The organism is Streptomyces sp. JLBJ103, assembly GCF_058215575.1.
In genome coordinates, this window is sequence record NZ_CM177089.1 from 4,252,446 (window position 1) to 4,275,870 (window position 23,425).

Here is a 23,425-nt window from a genome sequence, read left to right on the forward strand (position 1 = left end):
ATTGACAACAGATCTGGCCCGGCGGGCACCCAAACGCCCCGTATGCAAGGTAAGTTTCGGGCCATGCCACGTGGACGCCACCGCCAATCCCCACCGTTGCACAGGCTTCTCACTCCGCTGTCGGTCGCCGGTGCGTCAATAACCTGCGCCGGCGGTGCCTGGCTGGTCGGCGATACGGTCGTCATCCGTGGGCTCGTCGCGACCGCGGCGGCCGCGGCGGTCGTCGGAGCGGTGCTGATGCGCCGCTGGGACCGCGCGGCCGGCCGCCGGGTCGCGGAGGCCGTGAGCGAGACCGCACGCCAGGAGCTCAAGTACGAGGAGCGGATCGCGGACCTCGAGGCGGACGCCGAGAAGTCGGCCGAGCTCCGCGCCGCGCTCAACGCCAAGCTGCGCGCCAAGCGGTCCGAGTTGGCCCGGCTGCGCAATGAGCACGCCGAGCTGCTGCGCCGGTACGCCACGGCCGAGACCGAGCGCGCCAGCGCCCTGGAGGGCCGCCGACAGCTCGCGCTGGAGGCCGCGACCCCGGCGCGGGAGCTGGAGGCGGCGCCCTCCGAGCCCGAGGCGCCCGATACCGAGTCCGCCACCTCCGCGCCCACCCCCGAGGCGTACGTCAAGGCCAACGAGGCGCTGAGCAAGCTGGTGCCCAACGCGCGGCGCCAGCAGGAGGAGCGCGAGCGCCGACGGCCGTCCGCCGGCCAGGAGGCCACGGAGCGCGACACGGCCGCGGCCGGTGAGGACGACCGGGGCGAGGACCGGGACAGGGACGGTGCCGCCTCGCCGGGGAAGTCCCCGGCGGCCGACGAGCGTGACGGCCCGCCGGAGCCGCGCAGCCACGCCCGTACGGTCGCCTCGGCGGTGGTGCCCTACACCACCGCCCGCACCGCGGCGGCCCGTACCGACTCCGGCTTCGACTACTTCGGCACCCAGAAGAAGCAGCCGAAGGCGCGGCGGCCGGAGCAGTCCGGGCCCGAGGCCGCCGGATCCGCCTCCGACGCCTCCGACGCCTCCGCCGACGCGGCGGCCGAGGAGGATCTCGCCGATGTGATCGGCGCGGAGACGATGGCCGAGTCGGAGAAGGGCGCCGCGGGTGAGGTCATCGACCTGACGGCGCACGACGAGACCGAGCAGATCGAGATCGCGGAGCTGCGCAGCGCGATCTCGTGATCCGTCGCGATCTCGTGATCGTGGAAGGAGCGGCGGCCGCCCCTATGGGCGGCCGCGCCGCTTGTCCCCCGGCCGTCCGTTACTTGTCGATGTCGCCGACGACGAAGAACATCGAGCCCAGGATCGCCACCATGTCGGCCACTAGCGTGCCCGGCAGCAGCTCCGTCAGGGCCTGGATGTTGTTGTACGAGGCCGAGCGGAGTTTCAGCCGGTAGGGCGTCTTCTCGCCCTTGGAGACGAGGTAGTAGCCGTTGATGCCGAGCGGGTTCTCGGTCCAGGCGTAGGTGTGGCCCTCGGGCGCCTTGAGCACCTTGGGCAGCCGCTGGTTGATGGGCCCCGGCGGCAGTTCGGCGAGCCGGTCCAGACAGGCGTCGGCCAGCTCCAGGGAGTTGTGGGTCTGCTCCAGCAGGCATTCGAAGCGGGCGAGGCAGTCGCCCTCCTCGCGCACCACGACCTTCAGGGTGTCCTGGAGCTCCCCGTAGGCCAGATACGGCTCGTCACGCCGCAGATCGAAGTCCACGCCCGCGCCGCGCGCGATCGGTCCGCTGACCCCGTAGGCATGGACCGTCTCACGGCTCAGGGTGCCGATCCCGCGGGTACGGCCGCGGAAGATCTCGTTTCCGAGCACCAGACGGTCGTAGACGTCCATCCGCGAACGCACCTCGGCCACGGCCTGGCGGGCCCTGCCGAGCCAGCCCGCCGGGAGGTCCTCCTTGAGACCGCCGACCCGGTTGAACATGTAGTGCATCCGGCCGCCGGAGACCTCCTCCATCACGTGCTGGAGGTCCTCGCGTTCCCGGAACGCGTGGAAGATCGGCGTGATCCCGCCCAGCTCCAGGGGGTAGGAGCCGAGGAACATCAGATGGTTGAGGATCCGGTTCAGCTCGGCGAGCAGGGTGCGTGTCCACACCGCGCGCTCCGGGACCTCCATGCCGAGCATCCGCTCCACGGCGAGGACGACGCCCAGCTCGTTGGAGAAGGCGGAGAGCCAGTCGTGACGGTTGGCGAGCATGATGATCTGGCGGTAGTCGCGCGCCTCGAAGAGCTTCTCGGCACCGCGGTGCATATAGCCGATCACCGGCTCGGCGTGCTCGATCCGCTCCCCGTCCAGGACCAGTCGCAGCCGCAGCACCCCATGGGTGGAGGGGTGCTGCGGACCGATGTTGAGCACCATGTCGGTGCTCTCCGCGGCGCCGCCGATGCCGACTGTCGTCTCCGTCATGGGACCAGTCTGTCAGCTCGCCCGGAGCGCCCCGCCAGGGCTCCGTCCCTGGTCCGCCGCCGCCGAGCCGCGTCCGTCCGGTGGGGAGCCTCCGGCGGTCCACCGGGAGGGGCTACAGCGGTCCGCCGGGGCCCGCGCAGGCGGGACCCACCGGCTGGAGCAGCCAGCCGAAGGCGCCCAGCCCCGCCGGATCGGTCAGCTCCGCCGCCTCGCCCGCCGCGCTGAGCGCCCGGACGTACGCCGCGGGGTCCTGGGAGGCCAGGGCGAGCGGGGGACGGCCGCCGTCGACGCCCAGGGAGTGCAGCGCCTCCCGCTGGGACAGCAGCCGCGGGGGACGCTCCCCGCCCGCGGCGGCCGCGCACGCGTCCAGTGCCACATGCGCCGTGAGATCGCACGAACCGTCGGGGACGGGACGCACCTCGCGGCCGTCACGGAAGCCGGTGAGCGTGCCGAAGGGGGGACGGGCGGCGCGCTCGTGGGCGTAGTCGACGGCGACCGCGAGCCCCGCCCGCAGCGACCCCACGGCCCGTGCCCACGCCTCGTCGCGCGGCCGGCCGACCTCGGCGCGGCTGCCCGGTTCCGCGCCGTCCAGGGGCCACCAGCGGGCAAGCCAGTCGGCGTCGGCGCCGTGCACCGGCGGGCCGAGCCGTTCGGTGCCGTCCGCCGCGCGGACCTCGACCAGGCGCGGACCTCCCTCGGCGTCGGTCTCGGCGATGTCCACCGGGACGTTGTCCAGCCACTCATTGGCGAAGAGCAGCCCCGTCACCCCGTCCGGCGGGGCGTCGTGCCACTCGATCCGGCCGTCGAGCTCGGCGGGGCGCGGCGCCCGCTCCACGGCGCACAGGCGCAGCCGCGCGGCCCGCCCGTGCGGCATCCCGGGTGCCAGGGCGAGGACGGAGGTCAGCAGTTCGCCGCGGCCCGCGCCCATGTCCACCAGCGCCAGCTCCTCCGGCCGCCCCAGTGCCTCGTCGACCCGGCCCAGCAGCTCCGCGACGGCCCGCGCGTACAGGGGCGAGGCATGTACGGAGGTGCGGAAGTGCCCGGCCGGTCCTTCCGCGCGCCGGAAGAAGCCTTCCGTTCCGTAGAGGGCGCGTTCGGCCGCGGTGCGCCAGCCGCTCCATTCGCGCATGTCGTTCGCCACACCGCCACGCTAGAGGTACGGCGAAACGGAGCCGTATCCACCTTCCGGAGTAGGGCGCGGCGGCACGGATCGCCCGTCGGACTGACCCATCGGGGTATCCGACCTGCATACGCTGGGTGACGTGCAGCGCCTCTACGACTTTCTCCGCCGTCACCCGACTGGGGTGGACACCTTCTGGGCCGTCCTTCTCTTCGGCGTCGGTCTGCTCTGGTACGCGGAGGCGTCCCTGGGGGCCGAGCCGCGGATCGGCGCGCTGCCGGTGATCGCGGCCCTGTGCACGACCATGGCGCTGCGCCGCCGCGCCCCCGAGAAGATGCTGGTGCTGGCCACCGTCTGCGGGGTCCTCCAGATCGCGCTGGGCATCTTGCCGAACCCGGCCGATATCGCCCTGCTGATGATCGTCTACACCGCGGCGGCCAGCGCGTCGCGCGGCTACTCCCGCTTCGCCCTCGTCGGGGCACTCAGCGCGACCGCTCTGGCGACCCTGCGCTGGCCGGACGAGCGGGAGACCGAATGGCAGGCCCTCGTCTCGACGATCTTCGTCACCATTCCATTCGTGCTGGCCTGGGTGCTCGGCGACTCGATGCGCACCCGTCGCGCCTACTGGGCCCAGCTGGAGGAGCGCGCCGCCCGGCTGGAGAAGGAGCGGGAGGCGCAGGCGAAGGTGGCGGTGGCCGCCGAGCGGGCCCGGATCGCCCGTGAGCTGCACGACGTCGTCGCGCACAACGTGTCGGTGATGGTGGTCCAGGCGGACGGCGCCGCGTATGTCCTCGACGCCTCGCCCGAGCAGGCCCGGCAGGCGCTGGAGACGATCTCGGGCACCGGGCGCCAGGCGCTCGCCGAGATGCGGCGGCTGCTGGGGGTGCTGCGCACCGGGGAGCCGGGCGAGGAGAGCGACTATGTGCCGCAGCCGGACGTCGAGCAGATCGACGAGCTGGTGGAGCAGGTGCGCGGCGCCGGGCTGCCGGTGGACTTCAAGGTCGTGGGCAGCCCGCGCCAGCTGCCCAGCGGTGTGGAGCTGACCGCGTACCGCATCGTGCAGGAGGCGCTGACCAACACCCGCAAGCACGGCGGCCCGGACGTCGGCGCGAGTGTGCGCATCACCTACTTCGACGACGGGCTCGGGCTGCTGGTGGAGGACGACGGACGGGGCGCGCGGCGCGAGATGTACGAGGATGGCGGGGCCGACGGCCAGGGGCACGGGCTGATCGGGATGCGGGAGCGCATCGGCATGGTGGGCGGCACGCTCGACGCGGGTCCGCGGCCGGGCGGCGGCTTCCGGGTCAGCGCCCTGCTGCCGCTGAAGCCGACCGGCTGAGCGGGCCGCCGCGCGGCGGCGGTCCGCAGGACGCCGGACGCCCCGCAGCCGTTCGCAGGGCGCCGTACGCCGGGCGCCGGACCGGGCGAACGCGGAGGTCCAGGCGTACCCCCACTACACATCGGCATAGATTCGCCCGTGCGGGACCAGATGGTGCCGTGTCACAGGCCACGAGGGAAGGGACCGACCGGATGTCGATCCGCGTCATGCTCGTCGATGACCAAGTGCTGCTGCGCACCGGCTTCCGGATGGTGTTGGCGGCTCAGCCCGATATGGAGGTCGTCGCGGAGGCGGGCGACGGTGTGGAAGCCCTGGAGGTGCTGCGCTCCACCGAGGTGGACGTGGTCCTGATGGACGTCCGGATGCCGAAGCTGGACGGGGTGGAGGCGACCCGGCGCATATGTGAGCGGGAGGGTGCGCCGAAGGTGCTCATCCTGACCACGTTCGACCTCGACGAGTACGCCTTCTCGGCGCTCAAGGCGGGAGCCGGGGGGTTCATGCTCAAGGATGTGCCGCCGGGCGAACTGCTCGCGGCGATCCGCGCGGTGCACAGCGGGGACGCGGTCGTGGCGCCCAGCACCACACGGCGGCTGCTGGACCGCTTCGCGCCGATGCTGCCGGGCCTGGGGGAGACGGGCGGCGGTCTCGGCAGGGCGGGCGGCACGGCCCGGCCGGAGCTGGGGCGGCTGACCGAGCGCGAGCGCGAGGTGATGATGCTGGTCGCGCAGGGGCTGTCGAACGGGGAGATCGCGGCGCGGCTGGTGCTGTCCGAGGCCACCGTGAAGACCCATGTGGGCCGCATCCTGACCAAGTTGGAGCTGCGCGACCGGGTGCAGGTGGTGGTGATGGCGTACGAGACGGGGCTGATCCGCGCGGGCGGACCGCGAGCCTGAGGGGGCCTGTTCGCGGGTGGCCTGTCCGCCTGTCCGGGTGGCCTGTCCGGGTGGCCTGTCCGAGAGGTCCTGCGGCCGGTCAGGCCCCGCGCTCCTCGTCGCGCAGGACCAGGTCGAGCAGACCCGGGAAGCGCTCGTCGAACTCCGGCCGCCGCAGCCGGTTGACCCGCTTGGGGCCCGCGTCGCGCTGCTCGATCAGCCCGGCCGCGCGGAGCACGGAGAAGTGGTGGCTGAGCGCCGCCTTGCCCACCGGTACGTCGAAGGTGCCGCAGGTGCGCTCCCAGTCGGCCGCCCCGGCCAGTTCGCGGACCAGCTGGATCCGCACCGGATCGGCGAGCGCCGCGAGCGCGGTCTGCACGGGGACGTCGTCGGGGTGGGTGTGTTCGGGCGCGGCTCGGTGGCTCATCGCTCTCCTCCGCGGTTCTGTCGCTCTGCCGTCTGCTGCGAGCCGCCCTTTGCTGAGTGTTCGATGAAATACGTACACTCGCGGCTGTTCGCTATTGATTGAACAGTCTAGGCGGAGGAGTCCGGCATGCGTGCGGTCGTTGTGGAGGAGCTCGGCGGGCCGGAGGTACTGCGCCTTACCGAGGTGGCGGAACCGTCGCCCGGCCCCGGCGAGGTGACCGTCGAAGTCGCCTACGCGGGCATCAACTTCGCGGACATCAAGGCCCGCTCCGTCGGCTACCGCGTCTCCGCCTTCCCGTTCACCCCGGGCCTGGAGGCGTCCGGCCGGATCCGCGCGGTGGGGGAGGGCGTCACCGGGCTGCGGGTCGGCCAGGAGGTCGCCGCGTTCATGACGTCGGGGGCGTACGCCGAGGTCGTGGCCGTACCCGCGGAGACCGTCTTCGCCCTGCCGGACGGCGTCTCGCCGCGCACCGCGGCCACCCTCCCCACCGTGGTGCCCACCGTCCAGGCCCTGCTGCACGAGGTGGGGCGCATCCGCGCGGGCGAGACCGTCCTGGTGCAGGGCGCGGCGGGCGGCGTCGGCACGGTGGCCGGACAGATGGCCCGGCTGGCCGGGGCCGGGAAGGTCTACGGCGCGGTCTCCCGCCAGGAGAAGGCCGAGGAGGCGCTGAAGTACGGCTACGACGAGGTGTTCGTCGGCGACGGCTTCCCCGAGGACGTCCGCCGGGCCACGGACGGACGCGGGGTGGACCTCGCCCTCGACCCGGTCGGCGGCGACACCCTCCGCCGCACCCTGGACGCCCTCGCGGTCTTCGGCCGCCTCGTCTCGTTCGGCAACGCGAGCGGCCAGGCGCCCTGGCAGGCCGGTCCGGGCGAGCTGTACACGGGCGCCCGTACGGTCTCCGGCTTCTCCATCCTCAACCTAGCGGCCGAGAACCCGCAGGCCCTGCGCACCCTGGCGGAGCGCGCCTTCCGCCCGGTGGCGGAGGGCAAGGTGGAACTCCCCGTCACGGCCGAATTCCCCCTGGCCGAGGCCGCCGAGGCACACCGCCTGATCGAAACCCGCACCACCACGGGCAAGCTCCTCCTCCACACGACAGCCGCCTGACCCGAGGGGTCTCCAGGGCACCCGCGTGGCGGGGCGGGTCTGCCGCCTCGTGGGCGCCGCCGTCGGCGCGCCGGGGCCGGGTCGGGCGGGGGACGCGGTGGGGAGCGTGCCGCGCGGGGGCGCATCTGGGCGTACGGCGCCGTGCGTTGACCTGCCCGGGGCACGGCTGCGGGCCCCGGGCAGGTACGGCCCGCGCGGCCGGTGGGCTGGGCACGTTGCGGGGGCCCGCGCGGTGGCGGCAGGCCCCGCCGGGGCGTTCCCGCGCGAGCCACGTCAACTCCCCACCCGGTTCTGGCGCCGGGGCGAGGCGCCGGAAGGCGCGGGGGCTCCAGGGCACCCGCGTGGCGAGGCGGGTCTGCCGCCTCGGGGCGCCGCCGTCGGCGCTGGGCTGGATCGGGCGGAGGCACGTCTCGGCGTACGGCGGCGTGGCGGGCAGGCCCCGCCGGGGCGTTCTCGGGGATGTGCCTCGAGGGCCGGGCCGGACTACGGGGCCGTCGGGGGACGCGGGGCCCCGCCCCCGCGGATGGCGGGAGCGGGTTGTGCCGTGCCGGTGGCGGCTGGGGTCGCGTAGGCACTCCGCCGCCACGTCGTCGGCTGCTCGCCGGGTCCGGCGCCGGGGTCTCCAGGGCACCCGCGTGGCGGGGCGGGTCTGCCGCCTCGTGGGCGCCGCCGTCGGTGCCGGGCCGGGTTGGGCGGGGGCCGTCGGGGGACGCGGAGGTTCCCCGGGATTCCCGGCAGGCACCTCAGCGGAGGACCGATTCCACGAAGTCCGTGCCCAGCCGGGCCACCGCCGTCAGTTCCAGTTGGTGGAGGACGTAGCGGCCGCGGCGGCGGGTGGTGAGCAGACCGGCCTTCTTGAGGACGGAGATGTGGCGGGAGACCTCCGGCGGCGTGATGCCGTATGCCTCGGACAGCTCCCCGGTGGTGTGTGGGCCGCGGGCCAGCATGCGGCACAGCTGCATCCGCATCGGGTGGGACAGGGCCTCCATACGGTGCTGGACGAGCTCCAGGGCCGCGGGCGCGGGGAGTTCGGGCGAGGCGACCGGGTACTGGATCACCGGCCGCCAGCCGGGCGCGTGCACGACGAGCAGATGCGGCCAGCCGAAGGCGGTCGGGATGAGGGTGAGGCCGTCGCCCGAGGCTGTCGTCCGCCCGGCGGCCAGCTTGTCGACCAGGACGCGGTCGCCGTCATCGGACAGCGACAGCGCGGCCGACGCCGCCGTCAGCGCCGCCGTGAGCCCCTTGCGCTGAAGCAGCTCACCCTTGTGGCGGGCGTCGGCGGCCAGTTGGATCCGCACCCGCTGCCAGGTGTCGGCGAAGAACGCCTCCTGGCAGTCCTCCAGCAGCCGCCGCAACCACACCCGCAGCCCGGCCGGGTCGTCCAGCATCCGGTCGGTGAAGGCCGCCTGACGGGGGCCGCGGGCCGCCGCCATCTCCCGGACCCGCGCCCGCGCGTCCGCGTCGACCAGGGGCGAGGGCCTGCACCGGGTGTACGTGGTGGAGCAGCTGATCTCGAAGGCCGCCGTCAGATACGTCTCGTCGTCGACCCGGTCCAGCGCGTCCAGCTCCTCGGTGAGCGTGGCCCCGGGGTGCCCCGGGAGCAGCAGGTCGCAGCGGGCCGAACGCCACAGGAAGTCGGCCTCGTGCAGCCGGTCCGCGAGATCCGGCTTCAGGCCCGACGCCGTGGCGGTGGCCCAGCCGTGCAGCCCGGGGTGGTGGCCGGGCTCGGAGAGCACATGGAGCGCGGCACCCAGCTCGGCGAGCGGGGACGGACTGAAGACGATGCGCTCGGGCGGCAGTCCGGCGATGTCGATGACGTTGGCCATGGCCCCATGGTGCGGGAGTTCCGGCCAGTCGCGGCCGTCGATTGACGGCGATCGTCAATCGGCGTGACCGGGCGCCGCGGCCGGGCGGAATCTCGGGTCATGACCATCACTCAGCAGTACGCACTCGATCTGTACCGGGCCGCCCAGCGCGGCGAACCCGCCCCGCCCGCACCGGGCCGGAACGACTGGCGCACGCTGCGGGAGCTGCGCGAGTACCGCGCGGCGGCCCGCCCCGCCGCGCGGTTCCCGGGCCTCCGGGAGCGGCTGGCCGGGATGTTGCGCCGCGGCGGTTCAGCCGGCTTCCGCGGCGACCTCCCGGACCCGGGCGAGGAAGGCGTGCGCCGCGGCGGTGACGTCGTCGGCCGTCCAGTCCAGTGCGGGTGAGACGACCGTCACCTCCGTCATGGCGAGGCCGGGCGGGCCCGGCTCGTGCCAGCGGTGGAACAGCGTGGTCCCGGTCTCCTCCGCCAGCCGCACCCCCGCCTCGTCCAGCGTCGGCGCCGGATACGGCAGCCACACCTGGAACTGGTGGGTGTGCGGCACCTCGGGGTGGATCCGCGACCACGCCACCCCCGCCGCGGCGAACGCCTCGCGCAGCGCCCCGGCCACGACCCGGGCGTGCGCCACGTACGACGGCAGCCTCGGCAGTTCGCGGTCCAGCCCGGCCAGCGCGCTGAGCACGGCGGGCCACTGCTGGAACAGCGCGCCGCCGTACCGGTGCCGCCAGGCCCTCGCCTCCGCGATCAGACTTTCGGGCCCCGCCAGGGCCGCTCCGGAGAGCCCGTCGAGCGACTTGTAGAACGACACGTACACGGTGTCCGCCAGGCCCGCGATCTCCGGCAGCGTGCGGCCGAAGTGGACGGTGGACTCCCACAGCCGGGCCCCGTCGAAGTGGACCACCGCGTCCCGCTCCCGCGCGGCGGCCACGACGGCCACCAGCTCGTCCCACGCGGGCAGTACGAAGCCCGCGTCGCGCAGCGGCAGTTCGAGGGCGAGGGTGCCGAAGGGCTCGTCGAGGTCGCGGATCTCCTCGGCGGTGGGCAGCCGCGGCTCGGTCGTCGGACGCACCGCGCGCAGTCCGCTCACCGTCAGATAGGCGTCCCGCTCGTGGACCTCCAGGTGCGCCTGCGGATGCACCGCCACCACAGGGCTGCCGGTGCGCCCCGCCCAGCAGCGCAGCGCGATCTGCTGGGCCATGGTGCCGGTGGGGAAGAACGCGGCGGACTCCATGCCGAGCAGTCCGGCCACCCGCCGCTCCAGCTCCTCCACGATGCCGTCGCCGTAGAGGTCCACCCCGGCGTCCAGGTCGTAACCGGCGGGCGGCTCGGCCGCCAGCCGGGCCAGCCGCTCACCGATCCGGTGCTCCGCCGCACCGCGCGCGAGCGTCCGCGCGGAGCCGCGCCAGGCCGCGCGTCTGCGCTCCCGCGCGGCCCGCTGTTCGTCGTCCGCGCTGATCACGTCGTCTGTGCCGCCGCTGTCCGCCATGGGCCGATGATGGCGCAAGCGGAGTCCCCCCGACCAGGGTTTTCCACAGGGCTGGGGACGCACCCGGGCCGCCCCGGGACACTCGCGTAGCATGGCGGGGAATCGTCCGGTACCCCCTGAGGACTGGAACGGAAGGCCGCTGTCGCGTGAACGCACATCCACTTCCCGAGCCGCAGGAGCGCCCGGCCCGGCTCACCGTAGGGGTCGTCGGCGCGGGCCGCGTCGGCCCGGCTCTCGCCGCCTCGCTGCGCCTGGCCGGGCACCGCCCCGTCGCCGCCTCCGGTGTCTCCGACGCCTCCGTGCGCCGGGCCGCCGATCTGCTTCCCGGGGTTCCCGTCGTCCCGCCCGCCGAGGTGCTGGCGCGGGCCGAGCTGGTCCTCCTCACCGTCCCCGACGACGCCCTGCCCGAGCTGGTCGCCGGGCTGGCCGAGACCGGCGCGGTGCGCCCCGGCCAGCTGCTGGTGCACACCTCCGGGCGGTACGGAGTCGGGGTGCTGGAGCCCGCGCTGCGGGCCGGTGCGCTGCCGCTCGCGCTGCACCCCGTGATGACCTTCACCGGCACCTCGGTCGACGTGCAGCGCCTGGCGGGGTGCTCCTTCGGCGTCACCGCCCCCGAGGAGCTGCGGCTGGCGGCCGAGGCGCTGGTGATCGAGATGGGCGGCGAGCCCGAGTGGATCGAGGAGGAGGCCCGCCCGCTCTACCACGCGTCGCTGGCCATCGGCGCCAACCACCTCACCACACTGGTCGCTCAGGCCATGGAGCTGCTGCGCGGCGCGGGAGTCGGCGCCCCGGACCGGATGCTCGGCCCGCTGCTCGGCGCCGCGCTGGACAACGCCCTGCGCAGCGGTGACGCAGCGCTCACCGGCCCGGTCGCGCGCGGTGACGCGGGCACGGTCGCGGCCCATGTGGCCGAGCTGCGGCGGCACGCCCCGCAGGCGGTCGCCGGATATCTGGCGATGGCCCGTACGACGGCGGACCGCGCGCTCGCCCACGGCCTGCTCAAGCCGGAGCTGGCGGAAGACCTGCTGGGCGTTCTGTCGGATGTCTCGGACGTACCGGGGCCGGGCCGGGGAGGGACGGGAGCATGAGCCCGAAGCTGTGGACCAGGGCCGGACCCGGTGAGCCGGATGTCGAGCTGTACACCCGCCGCGCCGACTTCGACGTCGCGGTCGCCCACTTCGCCGTACCGGGGCGGGCCGCGGTGGTGATGACCATGGGCGCGCTGCACGAGGGACACGCCTCGTTGATCCGCGCCGCCCGCGCCCGGGTCGGCGCCAAGGGCCTGGTGACCGTCACCGTCTTTGTGAACCCGCTGCAATTCGGCGCGGGCGAGGACCTGGACCGCTATCCGCGCACCCTCGACGCCGATCTGGAGGTCGCGGCCGCGGCGGGCGCCGACATCGTCTTCGCCCCGCGCCTGGACGAGGTGTATCCCGGCGGTGAGCCGCTGATCCGGCTCGCCGCGGGGCCGCTGGGCGAGCGGTACGAGGGCGCGTCCCGCCCCGGCCACTTCGACGGGATGCTGACCGTCGTCGCCAAGCTGCTCCATCTCACCCGCCCGGACGTGGCGTTCTTCGGCGAGAAGGACGCACAGCAGCTCGCGCTGATCCGGCGGATGGTGGAGGACCTCAACTTCCCGGTCGAGGTGGTCGGCGTGCCGACCGTCCGGGAGGGCGACGGCCTCGCCCTCTCCAGCCGCAACCGCTACCTCTCGGAGGACGAGCGGCGCACCGCGCTGGCGCTGTCCCGGGCGCTGTTCGCCGGGCGGGACGCGGGTCGGTCGGCGGCGGGACGCGGTGCGGACGCCGAAGCCCCGGCGGACGTCCCGGCCGCCCCCGGCGCACAGGACGGTCCCGGCGCACCGGACGGTCCGGACGCGCGGGACGTACCGCAGCGGCCGCGCGGCCCCTGGGCGGCCGGGCGGCCATCCGGTGCCCCCGCGTGTACGGGCGTGCCGGACGGGCTCATAGCGGCCGCCTCACCCGCGGCGGTACGGGCCGCCGCCCGCGCGGTGCTCGACGAGGCGAGCCACTGCGAACCGCCCCTCGCGCTCGACTATGTCGGGCTCATCGACCCTACGGACTTCTCCGAGGCCCCCGACGACCACACCGGCGAGGCGGTCCTGGCCGTCGCCGCCAAGGTCGGCACCACCCGTCTGATCGACAACATCCGCCTGTGGTTCGGAGCCGCCCGACGAGACGGCGGCCCGGGGGATGCGTACGAAAGCGACCCTGCGAGGCAAGCCTGATGAAGTGCCCGACGTCCCCTCTGCCCGTAGCACGCCCGCGTACCCCCGGCGCGTGCCCGAGCCGAGCCCTCGCGGCCCCGTGGAGCACCCGATGACGGCCGACGCCATACGGCACGACGAGCCGCGGCAGCCCGGCGGCCCCGGCGCCGCCCCGGCCGCCGCCCCGTCCGTCGGCGCGCTGCGCGCCCCCGCCCCCGGCTGGGCCACCGAGGCCGATGTCGTGGTGGTCGGCTCCGGGGTCGCGGGGCTGACCGTCGCGCTGCGCTGTGCCGCCGCCGGGGCGAAGGTCACCGTGGTCACCAAGGCCCGGCTGGACGACGGCTCCACCCGCTGGGCCCAGGGCGGTATAGCCGCCGCGCTCGGCGAGGGCGACACCCCCGAGCAGCACCTCGACGACACCCTCGTCGCGGGCGCCGGGCTCTGTGACGAGCAGGCGGTCCGGGCCCTGGTGACCGAGGGCCCCGGCGCGGTGCGCCGGCTCATCGCCACCGGCGCCCGCTTCGACGCCGACGAGACCACCGGCGAGATCCTGCTGACCCGCGAGGGCGGCCACCACCGCCGCCGGATCGCCCACGCGGGCGGCGACGCGACCGGCGCGGAGATCTCCCGGGCCCTGGTCGACGCGGTCCGCGCGGCCGGGATCGACACCGTCGAGAACGCGCTGGTGCTGGATCTGCTGAAGGACGCGTACGGCCGCGCCTCCGGCGTCACCCTGCATGTGATGGGCGAGGGCCAGCGGGACGGCGTGGGCGCGGTGCACGCGCCCGCGGTCGTCCTCGCCACCGGCGGCATGGGCCAGGTCTTCTCCGCGACCACCAACCCCGCGGTCTCCACCGGCGACGGGGTCGCGCTGGCGCTGCGCGCCGGGGCGGAGATCTCCGACCTGGAGTTCGTGCAGTTCCACCCCACGGTGCTGTGGCTCGGCCGGGAGGCCGAGGGCCAGCAGCCGCTGGTCTCGGAGGCGGTGCGGGGCGAGGGCGCGTATCTCGTCGACGCCGACGGAGTGCGCTTCATGCGCGGTCAGCACGAGCTGGCCGAGCTGGCCCCGCGCGACATCGTGGCCAAGGGCATCCTGCGGCGCATGCTCGAGCAGGGCGCCGAGCATATGTACCTGGACGCCCGGCACTTCGGCGCGGAGATGTGGGAGCAGCGCTTCCCGACCATCCTCGCCGCCTGCCGGGCGAACGGCATCGACCCGGTGACCGAGCCCATTCCGGTCGCCCCGGCCGCCCACTACGCGAGCGGCGGCGTCCGCACCGATCTGCACGGGCGTACCTCCGTCGTGGGTCTCTACGCCTGCGGTGAGGTCGCCTGCACCGGCGTCCACGGCGCGAACCGTCTGGCCTCCAACTCCCTGCTGGAGGGCCTGGTCTTCGCCGAGCGCATCGCGGCGGACATCACCGCCGTCCTGGACGCGCCGCCGGAGCCTGCCGTGTCCGAACCGGCTGTGTCCGGGCCGGACGCACCCGCGCGGCCCGCCGCGGACACCGCCTCGCCGCTGCTGGCCTCCGAGGCGCGGTACGTGATTCAGCGGATCATGACCGACGGTGCGGGGGTGCTCCGTTCCGCCGAGAGCCTGGCCCGTGCCGCCGAGCGGCTGGACCAGGTCCGGGACGAGGCCGTGGACGAGCTGCGGCACAACGGCAAGACGGCCGAGCCCGGCGTCGAGACCTGGGAGGCCACCAACCTCCTCCTCGTCGCCCGGGTGCTCGTCGCCGCCGCCCGGCGCCGGGAGGAGACCCGCGGCTGCCACTGGCGCGAGGACCGCCCCGAGCGGGACGACGCCGCCTGGCGCCGCCATCTGCTGGTCACCCTGCGGCCCGGCGGCTCCCTCGACGTCCGTACGACGGACTCCGCGTCGTTCCCCAATCCCGTCCGCCCCGCGGTCGCCCCACCCACCCCTCGAACCGAGACGGAGTCCCATCCGTGAGCAGCACCTCCGACGACCGCCGACTGCCAGTGGCCCTCCCGCTGCTCCCGACCGGCCTTGCCGACGAGGGGGCGGGCGGCGGCTGCGGTGACGCGTGCGGCTGCGACAGCGCCACCGCCGAACGCGACGGCGCCTACGGGTTGGACCCGATGGAGTGCGGCCTCGACCCCGATCTCGCCGCGCTGCTGACCGCCGCCGGTCTGGACCCGGTCCAGGTCGAGGACATCGCTCATATGGCGATCGAGGAGGACCTCGACCAGGGGGTGGATGTGACCACCGTGGCGACCATCCCCGAGGACGCCGTCGCCACCGGCGACTTCACCGCCAGGGAGGCGGGCACCGTCGCCGGGCTGCGGGTCGCCGAGGCGATCCTCTCGGTCGTCTGCACCGACGCGTTCGAGGTCGAGCGGCATGTCGAGGACGGCGACCGGGTCGAGGCCGGGCAGAAGCTGCTGAGCGTCCGCACCCGCACCCGCGATCTGCTCACCGGGGAGCGCAGCGCGCTCAACCTGCTGTGCCGGCTGTCCGGTGTCGCGACCGCGACCCGCGCCTGGGCGGATGTCCTGGAGGGGACGAAGGCGAAGGTGCGCGACACCCGCAAGACCACCCCGGGACTGCGCGCGCTGGAGAAGTACGCGGTGCGCTGCGGCGGCGGCGTCAACCACCGGATGTCGCTGTCGGACGCCGCGCTGGTCAAGGACAACCACGTGGTCGCGGCGGGCGGTGTGGCGCAGGCGTTCACCGCCGTGCGCACCGAGTTCCCGGAGCTGCCGATCGAGGTCGAGGTCGACACCCTCGACCAGATCCCGCCGGTTCTCGACGCGGGCGCGGATCTGATCCTGCTCGACAACTTCACACCGGAGCAGACCCGTCAGGCCGTCGAGCTGGTCGCGGGCCGCGCCGCCCTGGAGTCCTCCGGGCGGCTGACGCTCGCCAACGCCCGTGCGTACGCCGAGACCGGCATCGACTATCTGGCGGTCGGCGCGCTCACCCACTCGTCCCCGATCCTCGACATCGGCCTGGACCTGCGCGAGGCCGAGGTGAACTGAGCCATGCTGCTGACCATCGACGTCGGAAATACGCATACCACCCTGGGGCTTTTCGACGGTGACGAGATCGTCGAGCACTGGCGGATCTCCACCGACGCCCGCCGCACCGCCGATGAACTCGCCGTGCTTCTCCAGGGGCTGATGGGGATGCATCCGCTGCTCGGCGAGGAACTCGGCGACGGCATCGAGGGGATCTCGATCTGTTCCACCGTCCCCTCGGTGCTGCACGAACTGCGCGAGGTCACCCGCCGTTACTACGGCGATGTGCCGTCCGTCCTGGTCGAGCCGGGGGTGAAAACCGGTGTGCCGATCCTGATGGACAACCCGAAGGAGGTCGGCGCCGACCGGATCATCAACGCGCTGGCCGCCGTCGAGCTGTACGAAGGCCCGTGTGTGGTGGTCGACTTCGGCACCGCGACCACCTTCGACGCGGTCAGCGCACGCGGTGAGTACGTGGGCGGGGTGATCGCCCCGGGTATCGAGATCTCCGTCGAGGCGCTTGGTGTACGCGGCGCCCAGCTGCGCAAGATCGAGCTGGCCCGGCCGCGCAGCGTGATCGGGAAGAACACGGTCGAGGCGATGCAGTCCGGCATCCTCTACGGCTTCGCGGGCCAGGTCGACGGGATCGTCCGGCGGATGGCGCGGGAGCTGGCGGAGGACCCGGAGGAGGTGACGGTCATCGCCACCGGTGGGCTGGCCCCGATGGTGCTCGGTGAATCGTCGGTGATCGACGAACATGAGCCCTGGCTGACTCTGATCGGCCTCCGGCTGGTCTACGAGCGCAACATCTCCCGGAGCTGAGCGGTAAACGGGTGCCGCTCCCCGGCTCCGGTCGGGAGCGGTGGCCCGTGGAATAGGTCGTCACCGTCGTCACCTGCGAACTCGGACCCATTCCGAAATTCCGGCCCGGATCGGCACCCCTCCGGCTAATTCCCCGGGGCTTCGACGGCTCTCGGCCATCCATCGAGCGGCGCTCGGCGGAAACACAACTCTTCGAATTCCGTATTGACAAGCGGAACCGCTGGAAGGCCCCGGCGGCGGTGTGCGCCGGCCTGTCCCGCGGGCCGCTCCGGCGGCGGATCCCGGGCCCGTCGCCCGCCCCGCGCGCCGTTTCGCGCCGGACCCGGCACCGGGCAGCGCGCGGTGCCCACACCCGCTCCCACCTGCGGTGGCGTCCACTCCAGGGGGTGGATCGGATCCGCAACGCGCCGCACTTTCCTGCGCTTCGCAAAATTTGTCCGCTTAGCACTTAAAGTCGCCCCATGCCCACGCCATACGGATCCCGCGGCGGAATGGCGTTCAGCGCGGATGAGCTGCGTGTGCTCCGACGCGCCCTCGCCATCGCCCTCCAACCCCACCCCGTCACCCCCTCTCCCGGACCCCTCGGCCCGGACCGGGCGGAGGAGATCCAGGACTTTCTCCGCCTCGCCGAGGCCGTGGACGAAGCGGTCCGCGAGGGCGGGCGGCTGCGAGCGTTCCTGCTCGCCGAGCTCGCCCGCTACCGCGCCGCCCTCCCCGGTGCCGCCGCCGGATACCTGGAGCAGCTCCAGGGCGCTCTGGAGGCCGGTTACGAGCCGCTCCCGGAGGACCTGGCCGCGCTCCGCGCACTGTGCGGATCGGCCGCCGGCGGTGGTGAGGTCGAGCGCCGGCGGGCGCTTCTGGGCCACTGCGAACGGATCGCCGAGCGGGGTGTGCGGGCCCGCCTCGCGGAGCGTTCGGTGGCCGTGCTGCGGCCCCGCCCCCGCCCCGTGGCGGCGAGGCTGCGCGCCCTGCCGGGCGGAGCCACGGAGGGCGCCGACGAGCCCAAGGAGCCGCGCAAGAAGCCCGCGGCACCGGACCGCGGCGACCGCGAGGGACCCAAACGGGAGGAGCCGCCCCGTGGCACCCCGCGCCCGGGCCGCCCGGTGCCGACGCCCGCGGAGGTCTTCCCGCCCAAGCGGCGCCGCCCCTCACCGCCGCCGGAGGAGGACTCACGGCTCACCGCCGGAGCCGGACCCGGCACCGGAGCGGAGGGCGGGCCGGTGTCCGCCGTGCGGTCGGCCTGACCGTCGCCGGAGCCTCCTGGATGATCCACGCCCGCCGTGGCCGCCCCGGCTCCGGGCGGCCACGGAGCCCCGCGTAATCTGGTGGTCTCGAGCAGAAGGAGGCCGGGAGCCATGGATTATGTCTCCGCGCTGGTCCCGTCCGTGGTGATGGCCGTGGCCTTCATCGCGTTGATCGTGACGATGGTGAAGAGCCAGGGCGGCGCCAACAAGGCCAAGGAGGACGCCGCGGTGGACGCGGTGCTGGCCCGCGCCGAGGCGGACCGCGGGGCGGCGGGGCCCAAGGCCCCCTGACGGACTTCGTCCACCGCCGCACACCACGTTTCACCTGCACGTCCCGAGGGCGCACCACGTCCCGGGGCGTGCGCCTTTTGGTGCGCGCATCTCCCGACATTCAGGACATTTCCCACTATTATTCACGGTGTGCCTCGGCCATTGGGAGAGCTTGAAGACGCGGTCATGACCCGGGTGTGGAAGTGGAACCGCCCGGTCACCGTGCGGGAAGTCCTGGAAGACCTTCAGCGGGAACGCTCGATCGCCTACACGACGGTCATGACCGTAATGGACAACCTCCATCAGAAGGGCTGGCTCCGCAGGGAGGTTCAAGGCCGCGCCTATCGATATGCGGCCGTCTCCACCCGGGCCGCCTACTCGGCCGCACTGATGAACGAAGCGTGGTCGGCCAGTGACAACCCGGCGGCCGCCCTCGTCGCGTTCTTCGGGATGATGTCCGAAGAGCAGCGAGATGCACTGCGCGATGCCATGCGCGTCGCACAACTCGGGGAGCCCGGGGAGAGCCCCGGTGAGTCAGGGCGATGACGCGGGGCGATAGCGTCCGGGCATGTCCTCCGCACTATCAAAAGTAGTCACCGTCCGCCGAGCCCGGACCAGCGATGTGCGGGCCGTGCGCCGCCTCATCGACTCCTACGTGGGCGATCGCATCCTGCTCGACAAAGCGACTGTGACGCTTTACGAGGACATCCAGGAGTTCTGGGTCGCGGAGCGGGATGAGGACGCGGAGGTCATTGGCTGCGGCGCACTCCACGTCATGTGGGAAGACCTCGCGGAGGTTCGCACTCTCGCCGTGCATCCCGCTCTCAAGGGCAGTGGTGTAGGCCACTTGCTGCTCGACAAGCTGTTGCAGACGGCGCGCTGGCTCGGGGTACGGCGCATTTTCTGCCTCACCTTCGAAGTCGACTTCTTCACCAAGCACGGCTTCGTGGAGATCGGCGAGACGCCGGTCGACGGGGATGTCTACACGGAGCTCCTCCGTTCCTATGACGAGGGTGTCGCCGAGTTCCTGGGTCTCGAACGGGTGAAGCCGAACACCCTTGGCAACAGCCGGATGCTTCTGCAACTGTGATCGCGGGCCCTATGTCCGAATCGCTCCCCTATCACATAGCTCCGGAACATCGGGTTCATACAGGCTTCCCGCTGGTGGGATCAGTCGAACCTTCCCGGGGGGTTTGTGTTTTTTCGGGAAAGGCGGTTTGCTATTCCCCCGTAGTGTAATTACCTGGGGGGTGAGACATCAGCGGCCAACGCCGCGCCCCGAACCCCCCGCTTTCCCTGAAAGGAACCTCATGGCACAGAAGGTTCAGGTCCTTCTTGTCGACGATCTCGACGGCGGCGAGGCGGACGAGACTGTGACGTTCGCGCTGGACGGCAAGAGCTACGAGATCGACCTCACCACCTCCAATGCGGACAAGCTCCGGGATGCCCTGGAGCCCTACACCAAGAGCGGCCGTCGCACTGGTGGCCGGGCCTCCGGCGCCCGCGGCAAGGCGCGTGCGGCGGCCGGCGGCAGCCAGGACACCGCGAAGATCCGCGCCTGGGCGAAGGAGAACGGCTACGAGGTCAACGACCGCGGCCGCGTTCCGGCGACCGTGCGCGAGGCCTACGAGAAGGCCAACGCCTGAGCGCGTCACCCTTCCCCGGCTCGTCGCTGCCTGGGCAGCGGGCGGGCGCGCAGCAACCGGGCACGGTGGCACTCGGTAGCCGCCGCGGCCACGAGCCGCACGAGGTCGGGGGCGCCCCCATCGCCCCCGAAACCTGTCCGCGGCAGGGTCGGCTCCACCTCGCCCCCCGGCTCGGGAGGCCGCAGCCATACGGCGGCCTCCTGCGGGCGCCACTCTCCCGGCGCCGCGGGCGGCGGCCAGGAAGAGGTGGGGCACGGAGCGGTGATCCGGCCGCCGGCGCCGAGCGCGGTCAGATCCAGGGGAACCCCGCCCCACTCCAGCCAGTCGAGCAGTCCCGGCAGCTCGTCGGCGCCGCCGGCGGCCACCAGCAGCCGCATCCAGGGGCCCTCCACCGCGACCGGACCGGTCCTCGGCACCCGTCGCAGCATGGCGAAACCGGCCGCGACCGGCAGCTCCAGCACGTCGAACGCCACCCCCGTGAGCAGTTCGACGGGATCGCTGCCGGTCGTCGGCCACCCCAGCTCGCGCTCGTACCACCGGGACCGGGCGGTGGCCGGGGCGGCGGGCGGGACCGCTGAGGTCCGGGCGGTGGAGATCATGCCCAGAGCAACTGCCTCCTTTCGTGAAGGTTACGTCCCGTAGGGGAACGAATGCACTGTGTGCACGATCGGGGAGGCGCGGAAGCGGTGAAAGGGCGCAAGGTTGTTCGCCCGTAGCGGATGGAACCAGCCCGCGCGGCATGGAGTGTGAGTCCTTGCGGGTAAGACATCCCTAGTGGGAGGGGCGGTCCTCGTGTCGGGTGGAAGCGGCGTTCGCCATCGGCGTACTGGCGGTGGGCGTAGACGCTTGGCCTGCGGGAACATCGTCTCGCACCATCGGGTTGGAGCAGTTGTCGGCTGTTCGGGCAGGAGCCAGTGGCTGTTCACCCCGCGCGAGCGGGGGTGATCCGGACGGTTGTCGGCAGTTGGAATGAGCTGTCCCGGGTTGCGGGACTAGCATGCGGAAGGACAGGGAGGGGATCGTCCCCGATCTTTCTGACCGCTCTGAGGAGCGATTAACGATGTTCGAGAGGTTCACCGACCGTGCGCGGCGGGTTGTCGTCCTGGCTCAGGAAGAAGCCCGGATGCTCAACCACAACTACATCGGCACCGAACACATCCTCCTGGGCCTGATCCACGAGGGTGAGGGTGTCGCCGCTAAGGCCCTGGAGAGCCTCGGGATTTCGCTCGAGGCGGTCCGCCAGCAGGTGGAGGAGATCATCGGCCAGGGCCAGCAGGCCCCGTCCGGTCACATCCCCTTCACTCCCCGTGCCAAGAAGGTCCTGGAGCTGTCGCTCCGCGAGGCCCTTCAGCTCGGCCACAACTACATCGGCACCGAGCACATCCTGCTCGGCCTGATCCGCGAGGGCGAGGGCGTCGCCGCCCAGGTCCTGGTGAAGCTGGGCGCCGATCTGAACCGGGTCCGGCAGCAGGTCATCCAGCTGCTCTCCGGCTACCAGGGCAAGGAGGCCGCCACCGCCGGCGGCCCGGCGGAGGGCACTCCCTCCACCTCGCTCGTCCTGGACCAGTTCGGCCGCAACCTCACCCAGGCCGCCCGCGAATCCAAGCTCGACCCGGTCATCGGGCGCGAGAAGGAGATCGAGCGGGTCATGCAGGTGCTTTCGCGCCGCACCAAGAACAACCCGGTCCTCATCGGCGAGCCCGGCGTCGGCAAGACGGCGGTCGTCGAGGGCCTGGCCCAGGCCATCGTCAAGGGCGAGGTGCCCGAGACCCTCAAGGACAAGCACCTCTACACCCTCGACCTGGGTGCCCTGGTCGCCGGATCCCGCTACCGCGGTGACTTCGAGGAGCGCCTGAAGAAGGTGCTCAAGGAGATCCGCACCCGCGGCGACATCATCCTGTTCATCGACGAGCTCCACACCCTGGTGGGTGCGGGTGCCGCCGAGGGCGCGATCGACGCCGCCAGCATCCTCAAGCCGATGCTGGCCCGCGGTGAGCTCCAGACCATCGGCGCGACCACGCTCGACGAGTACCGCAAGTACCTGGAGAAGGACGCGGCCCTGGAGCGGCGCTTCCAGCCCATCCAGGTGGCCGAGCCCTCGCTGCCGCACACCATCGAGATCCTCAAGGGCCTGCGCGACCGCTACGAGGCGCACCACCGCGTCTCGATCACGGACTCGGCCCTGGTCGCCGCCGCCACCCTGGCCGACCGGTACATCTCGGACCGCTTCCTGCCGGACAAGGCGATCGACCTGATCGACGAGGCCGGTTCCCGGATGCGGATCCGCCGCATGACCGCACCGCCGGACCTGCGCGAGTTCGACGAGAAGATCGCCGATGTGCGCCGGGAGAAGGAGTCCGCGATCGACTCGCAGGACTTCGAGATGGCCGCGGGCCTGCGCGACAAGGAGAAGCAGCTCCTGGCCGCCAAGGCGAAGCGGGAGAAGGAGTGGAAGGCCGGCGACATGGACGTCGTCGCCGAGGTCGACGAGGAGCTGATCGCCGAGGTCCTGGCCACGGCCACCGGCATCCCGGTCTTCAAGCTGACCGAGGAGGAGTCCTCCCGGCTGCTGCGCATGGAGGACGAGCTGCACAAGCGCGTCATTGGCCAGAAGGACGCCATCAAGGCGCTCTCCCAGGCCATCCGGCGTACGCGTGCGGGCCTCAAGGACCCCAAGCGCCCCGGCGGCTCCTTCATCTTCGCGGGCCCGTCCGGTGTCGGTAAGACCGAGCTCAGCAAGACCCTCGCCGAGTTCCTCTTCGGCGACGAGGACGCGATGATCTCGCTCGACATGTCGGAGTTCAGCGAGAAGCACACCGTCTCGCGGCTCTTCGGCTCCCCGCCCGGATATGTGGGCTACGAGGAGGGCGGCCAGCTCACCGAGAAGGTGCGCCGCAAGCCGTTCTCCGTGGTCCTCTTCGACGAGGTCGAGAAGGCCCACCCGGACATCTTCAACTCGCTGCTCCAGATCCTGGAGGACGGTCGGCTTACCGACTCCCAGGGCCGGGTCGTGGACTTCAAGAACACGGTGATCATCATGACCACCAACCTCGGCACCCGGGACATCTCCAAGGGCTTCAACCTGGGCTTCGCCGCCCAGGGCGATGTGAAGACCGGCTACGAGCGGATGAAGGCCAAGGTCAACGAGGAGCTGAAGCAGCACTTCCGCCCCGAGTTCCTGAACCGTGTCGATGACACCGTCGTCTTCCACCAGCTCACCGAGGACGACATCATCCAGATCGTCGACCTCATGATCGCCAAGGTGGACGAGCGGCTCAAGGACCGCGACATGGGCATCGAGCTCAGCGGCGAGGCCAAGAAGCTGCTGGCCAAGCGTGGCTACGACCCGGTCCTGGGCGCCCGGCCGCTGCGCCGGACGATCCAGCGCGAGGTCGAGGACGTGCTCTCGGAGAAGATCCTCTTCGGCGAGCTGCGTCCGGGCCACATCGTGGTCGTGGACACCGAGGGTGAGGGTGAGGAGAAGACGTTCACCTTCCGCGGCGAGGAGAAGTCGGCGCTGCCCGACACCCCGCCGATCGAGTCCGCCACCGGTGGTGCGGGCCCGAACCTGAGCAAGGAGGCGTAAGCCCTCCCGGCACCTCAAGGCCCTGTCCCAAGGGCCGCGAAGGGGCCGTGGCACCGTCCAGGACGGCGTCACGGCCCCTTCGCGCGTTC

Annotated in this window: 22 protein-coding genes; 16 read left to right on the plus strand and 6 right to left on the minus strand. The window is 72.7% G+C overall.

The window, feature by feature from the left end; all coding sequences use genetic code 11:
• Nucleotides 1–63: 63 nt before the first annotated feature.
• Complete coding sequence (locus tag AC4BEG_RS18725) at nucleotides 64–1,164, plus strand: hypothetical protein (protein ID WP_490700893.1); 1,101 nt, start codon at nucleotides 64–66, stop codon at nucleotides 1,162–1,164.
• A gap of 79 nt (nucleotides 1,165–1,243) precedes the next feature.
• On the opposite strand, the gene AC4BEG_RS18730 is transcribed toward AC4BEG_RS18725, so the two are convergent.
• Entirely contained in the window at nucleotides 1,244–2,386 is a 1,143-nt protein-coding gene (locus tag AC4BEG_RS18730) for an NADH-quinone oxidoreductase subunit D (protein WP_490700894.1), read from the minus strand.
• 112 nt (nucleotides 2,387–2,498) lie between these two features.
• Nucleotides 2,499–3,515 (minus strand): SAM-dependent methyltransferase, encoded by a 1,017-nt coding sequence (locus AC4BEG_RS18735; protein WP_490707124.1) that lies wholly within the window; start codon nucleotides 3,513–3,515, stop codon nucleotides 2,499–2,501.
• Nucleotides 3,516–3,648: 133 nt separating this feature from the next.
• Between AC4BEG_RS18735 and AC4BEG_RS18740 the strand changes: the two genes are divergently transcribed.
• Nucleotides 3,649–4,845 (plus strand): sensor histidine kinase, encoded by a 1,197-nt coding sequence (locus AC4BEG_RS18740; protein ID WP_490700895.1) that lies wholly within the window; start codon nucleotides 3,649–3,651, stop codon nucleotides 4,843–4,845.
• 191 nt (nucleotides 4,846–5,036) lie between these two features.
• Complete coding sequence (locus tag AC4BEG_RS18745; protein WP_490700896.1) at nucleotides 5,037–5,738, plus strand: response regulator transcription factor; 702 nt, start codon at nucleotides 5,037–5,039, stop codon at nucleotides 5,736–5,738.
• A gap of 79 nt (nucleotides 5,739–5,817) precedes the next feature.
• On the opposite strand, the gene AC4BEG_RS18750 is transcribed toward AC4BEG_RS18745, so the two are convergent.
• Entirely contained in the window at nucleotides 5,818–6,144 is a 327-nt protein-coding gene (locus tag AC4BEG_RS18750) for an ArsR/SmtB family transcription factor (protein ID WP_490700897.1), read from the minus strand.
• Between the two features lie 126 nt (nucleotides 6,145–6,270).
• Here AC4BEG_RS18750 and AC4BEG_RS18755 point away from each other — a divergent pair, with 126 nt between their 5' ends.
• Nucleotides 6,271–7,251: a quinone oxidoreductase family protein gene (locus tag AC4BEG_RS18755; RefSeq protein WP_490700898.1), complete on the plus strand. Its 981-nt coding sequence runs from the start codon at nucleotides 6,271–6,273 to the stop codon at nucleotides 7,249–7,251.
• Nucleotides 7,252–7,994: 743 nt separating this feature from the next.
• Here the strand turns inward: AC4BEG_RS18755 and AC4BEG_RS18760 are convergent.
• Nucleotides 7,995–9,077: a DUF5937 family protein gene (locus AC4BEG_RS18760; protein ID WP_490700899.1), complete on the minus strand. Its 1,083-nt coding sequence runs from the start codon at nucleotides 9,075–9,077 to the stop codon at nucleotides 7,995–7,997.
• 99 nt (nucleotides 9,078–9,176) lie between these two features.
• On the opposite strand from AC4BEG_RS18760, the gene AC4BEG_RS18765 reads away from it, so the two are divergent.
• Nucleotides 9,177–9,461: a hypothetical protein gene (locus tag AC4BEG_RS18765; RefSeq protein WP_490700900.1), complete on the plus strand. Its 285-nt coding sequence runs from the start codon at nucleotides 9,177–9,179 to the stop codon at nucleotides 9,459–9,461.
• Here AC4BEG_RS18765 and AC4BEG_RS18770 read toward each other — a convergent pair.
• Nucleotides 9,369–10,562, minus strand: a complete 1,194-nt coding sequence (locus tag AC4BEG_RS18770) for a threonine aldolase family protein (protein ID WP_490700901.1) — start codon at nucleotides 10,560–10,562, stop codon at nucleotides 9,369–9,371. The two genes, AC4BEG_RS18765 and AC4BEG_RS18770, sit on opposite strands and share 93 nt — an antisense overlap.
• A gap of 146 nt (nucleotides 10,563–10,708) precedes the next feature.
• On the opposite strand from AC4BEG_RS18770, the gene AC4BEG_RS18775 reads away from it, so the two are divergent.
• The 10 genes from AC4BEG_RS18775 (at nucleotide 10,709) to AC4BEG_RS18820 (ending at nucleotide 19,750) form a co-directional block, all read left to right on the plus strand.
• Entirely contained in the window at nucleotides 10,709–11,650 is a 942-nt protein-coding gene (locus AC4BEG_RS18775; RefSeq protein ID WP_490700902.1) for a Rossmann-like and DUF2520 domain-containing protein, read from the plus strand.
• Nucleotides 11,647–12,810: a pantoate--beta-alanine ligase gene (gene panC / locus AC4BEG_RS18780; protein WP_490700903.1), complete on the plus strand. Its 1,164-nt coding sequence runs from the start codon at nucleotides 11,647–11,649 to the stop codon at nucleotides 12,808–12,810. Before AC4BEG_RS18775 ends, panC begins: the two co-directional genes overlap by 4 nt.
• 91 nt (nucleotides 12,811–12,901) lie before the next feature.
• Complete coding sequence (locus AC4BEG_RS18785) at nucleotides 12,902–14,740, plus strand: L-aspartate oxidase (protein WP_490700904.1); 1,839 nt, start codon at nucleotides 12,902–12,904, stop codon at nucleotides 14,738–14,740.
• Entirely contained in the window at nucleotides 14,737–15,789 is a 1,053-nt protein-coding gene (gene nadC, locus AC4BEG_RS18790; RefSeq protein ID WP_490700905.1) for a carboxylating nicotinate-nucleotide diphosphorylase, read from the plus strand. The genes AC4BEG_RS18785 and nadC overlap by 4 nt, the downstream gene beginning before the upstream one ends.
• A gap of 3 nt (nucleotides 15,790–15,792) precedes the next feature.
• Entirely contained in the window at nucleotides 15,793–16,590 is a 798-nt protein-coding gene (locus AC4BEG_RS18795) for a type III pantothenate kinase (protein ID WP_201870547.1), read from the plus strand.
• Nucleotides 16,591–17,051: 461 nt separating this feature from the next.
• Nucleotides 17,052–17,834, plus strand: a complete 783-nt coding sequence (locus AC4BEG_RS18800) for a hypothetical protein (RefSeq protein ID WP_490700906.1) — start codon at nucleotides 17,052–17,054, stop codon at nucleotides 17,832–17,834.
• A 111-nt stretch (nucleotides 17,835–17,945) separates the two neighbouring features.
• On the plus strand, nucleotides 17,946–18,125 hold the full coding sequence (locus tag AC4BEG_RS18805; RefSeq protein WP_490700907.1) for a hypothetical protein: 180 nt from the start codon (nucleotides 17,946–17,948) through the stop codon (nucleotides 18,123–18,125).
• Nucleotides 18,126–18,290: 165 nt separating this feature from the next.
• Nucleotides 18,291–18,650: a BlaI/MecI/CopY family transcriptional regulator gene (locus tag AC4BEG_RS18810; protein ID WP_254885713.1), complete on the plus strand. Its 360-nt coding sequence runs from the start codon at nucleotides 18,291–18,293 to the stop codon at nucleotides 18,648–18,650.
• 22 nt (nucleotides 18,651–18,672) lie between these two features.
• Nucleotides 18,673–19,194, plus strand: a complete 522-nt coding sequence (locus tag AC4BEG_RS18815) for an amino-acid N-acetyltransferase (RefSeq protein ID WP_490700908.1) — start codon at nucleotides 18,673–18,675, stop codon at nucleotides 19,192–19,194.
• A 220-nt stretch (nucleotides 19,195–19,414) separates the two neighbouring features.
• On the plus strand, nucleotides 19,415–19,750 hold the full coding sequence (locus AC4BEG_RS18820) for a histone-like nucleoid-structuring protein Lsr2 (RefSeq protein WP_490700909.1): 336 nt from the start codon (nucleotides 19,415–19,417) through the stop codon (nucleotides 19,748–19,750).
• Between the two features lie 5 nt (nucleotides 19,751–19,755).
• Here AC4BEG_RS18820 and AC4BEG_RS18825 read toward each other — a convergent pair whose 3' ends face one another.
• Nucleotides 19,756–20,349 (minus strand): SCO3374 family protein, encoded by a 594-nt coding sequence (locus AC4BEG_RS18825; RefSeq protein WP_490700910.1) that lies wholly within the window; start codon nucleotides 20,347–20,349, stop codon nucleotides 19,756–19,758.
• A 461-nt stretch (nucleotides 20,350–20,810) separates the two neighbouring features.
• Between AC4BEG_RS18825 and AC4BEG_RS18830 the strand changes: the two genes are divergently transcribed.
• Nucleotides 20,811–23,336 (plus strand): ATP-dependent Clp protease ATP-binding subunit, encoded by a 2,526-nt coding sequence (locus tag AC4BEG_RS18830; protein WP_490700911.1) that lies wholly within the window; start codon nucleotides 20,811–20,813, stop codon nucleotides 23,334–23,336.
• Nucleotides 23,337–23,425: the final 89 nt, after the last annotated feature.

Coding starts and splice junctions, on each gene's coding strand:
- AC4BEG_RS18760 (WP_490700899.1), bottom strand. CDS start 9,077: ATGGCCAACGTCATCGACATCGCCGGACTGCCGCCCGAGCGCATCGTC.
- AC4BEG_RS18735 (WP_490707124.1), bottom strand. CDS start 3,515: ATGCGCGAATGGAGCGGCTGGCGCACCGCGGCCGAACGCGCCCTCTAC.
- AC4BEG_RS18830 (WP_490700911.1), top strand. CDS start 20,811: ATGTTCGAGAGGTTCACCGACCGTGCGCGGCGGGTTGTCGTCCTGGCT.
- AC4BEG_RS18825 (WP_490700910.1), bottom strand. CDS start 20,349: ATGATCTCCACCGCCCGGACCTCAGCGGTCCCGCCCGCCGCCCCGGCC.
- AC4BEG_RS18820 (WP_490700909.1), top strand. CDS start 19,415: ATGGCACAGAAGGTTCAGGTCCTTCTTGTCGACGATCTCGACGGCGGC.
- AC4BEG_RS18785 (WP_490700904.1), top strand. CDS start 12,902: ATGACGGCCGACGCCATACGGCACGACGAGCCGCGGCAGCCCGGCGGC.
- panC (WP_490700903.1), top strand. CDS start 11,647: ATGAGCCCGAAGCTGTGGACCAGGGCCGGACCCGGTGAGCCGGATGTC.
- AC4BEG_RS18815 (WP_490700908.1), top strand. CDS start 18,673: ATGTCCTCCGCACTATCAAAAGTAGTCACCGTCCGCCGAGCCCGGACC.
- AC4BEG_RS18765 (WP_490700900.1), top strand. CDS start 9,177: ATGACCATCACTCAGCAGTACGCACTCGATCTGTACCGGGCCGCCCAG.
- AC4BEG_RS18730 (WP_490700894.1), bottom strand. CDS start 2,386: ATGACGGAGACGACAGTCGGCATCGGCGGCGCCGCGGAGAGCACCGAC.
- AC4BEG_RS18745 (WP_490700896.1), top strand. CDS start 5,037: ATGTCGATCCGCGTCATGCTCGTCGATGACCAAGTGCTGCTGCGCACC.
- AC4BEG_RS18725 (WP_490700893.1), top strand. CDS start 64: ATGCCACGTGGACGCCACCGCCAATCCCCACCGTTGCACAGGCTTCTC.
- AC4BEG_RS18755 (WP_490700898.1), top strand. CDS start 6,271: ATGCGTGCGGTCGTTGTGGAGGAGCTCGGCGGGCCGGAGGTACTGCGC.
- AC4BEG_RS18750 (WP_490700897.1), bottom strand. CDS start 6,144: ATGAGCCACCGAGCCGCGCCCGAACACACCCACCCCGACGACGTCCCC.
- AC4BEG_RS18770 (WP_490700901.1), bottom strand. CDS start 10,562: ATGGCGGACAGCGGCGGCACAGACGACGTGATCAGCGCGGACGACGAA.
- AC4BEG_RS18805 (WP_490700907.1), top strand. CDS start 17,946: ATGGATTATGTCTCCGCGCTGGTCCCGTCCGTGGTGATGGCCGTGGCC.
- AC4BEG_RS18800 (WP_490700906.1), top strand. CDS start 17,052: ATGCCCACGCCATACGGATCCCGCGGCGGAATGGCGTTCAGCGCGGAT.
- AC4BEG_RS18795 (WP_201870547.1), top strand. CDS start 15,793: ATGCTGCTGACCATCGACGTCGGAAATACGCATACCACCCTGGGGCTT.
- AC4BEG_RS18810 (WP_254885713.1), top strand. CDS start 18,291: ATGACCCGGGTGTGGAAGTGGAACCGCCCGGTCACCGTGCGGGAAGTC.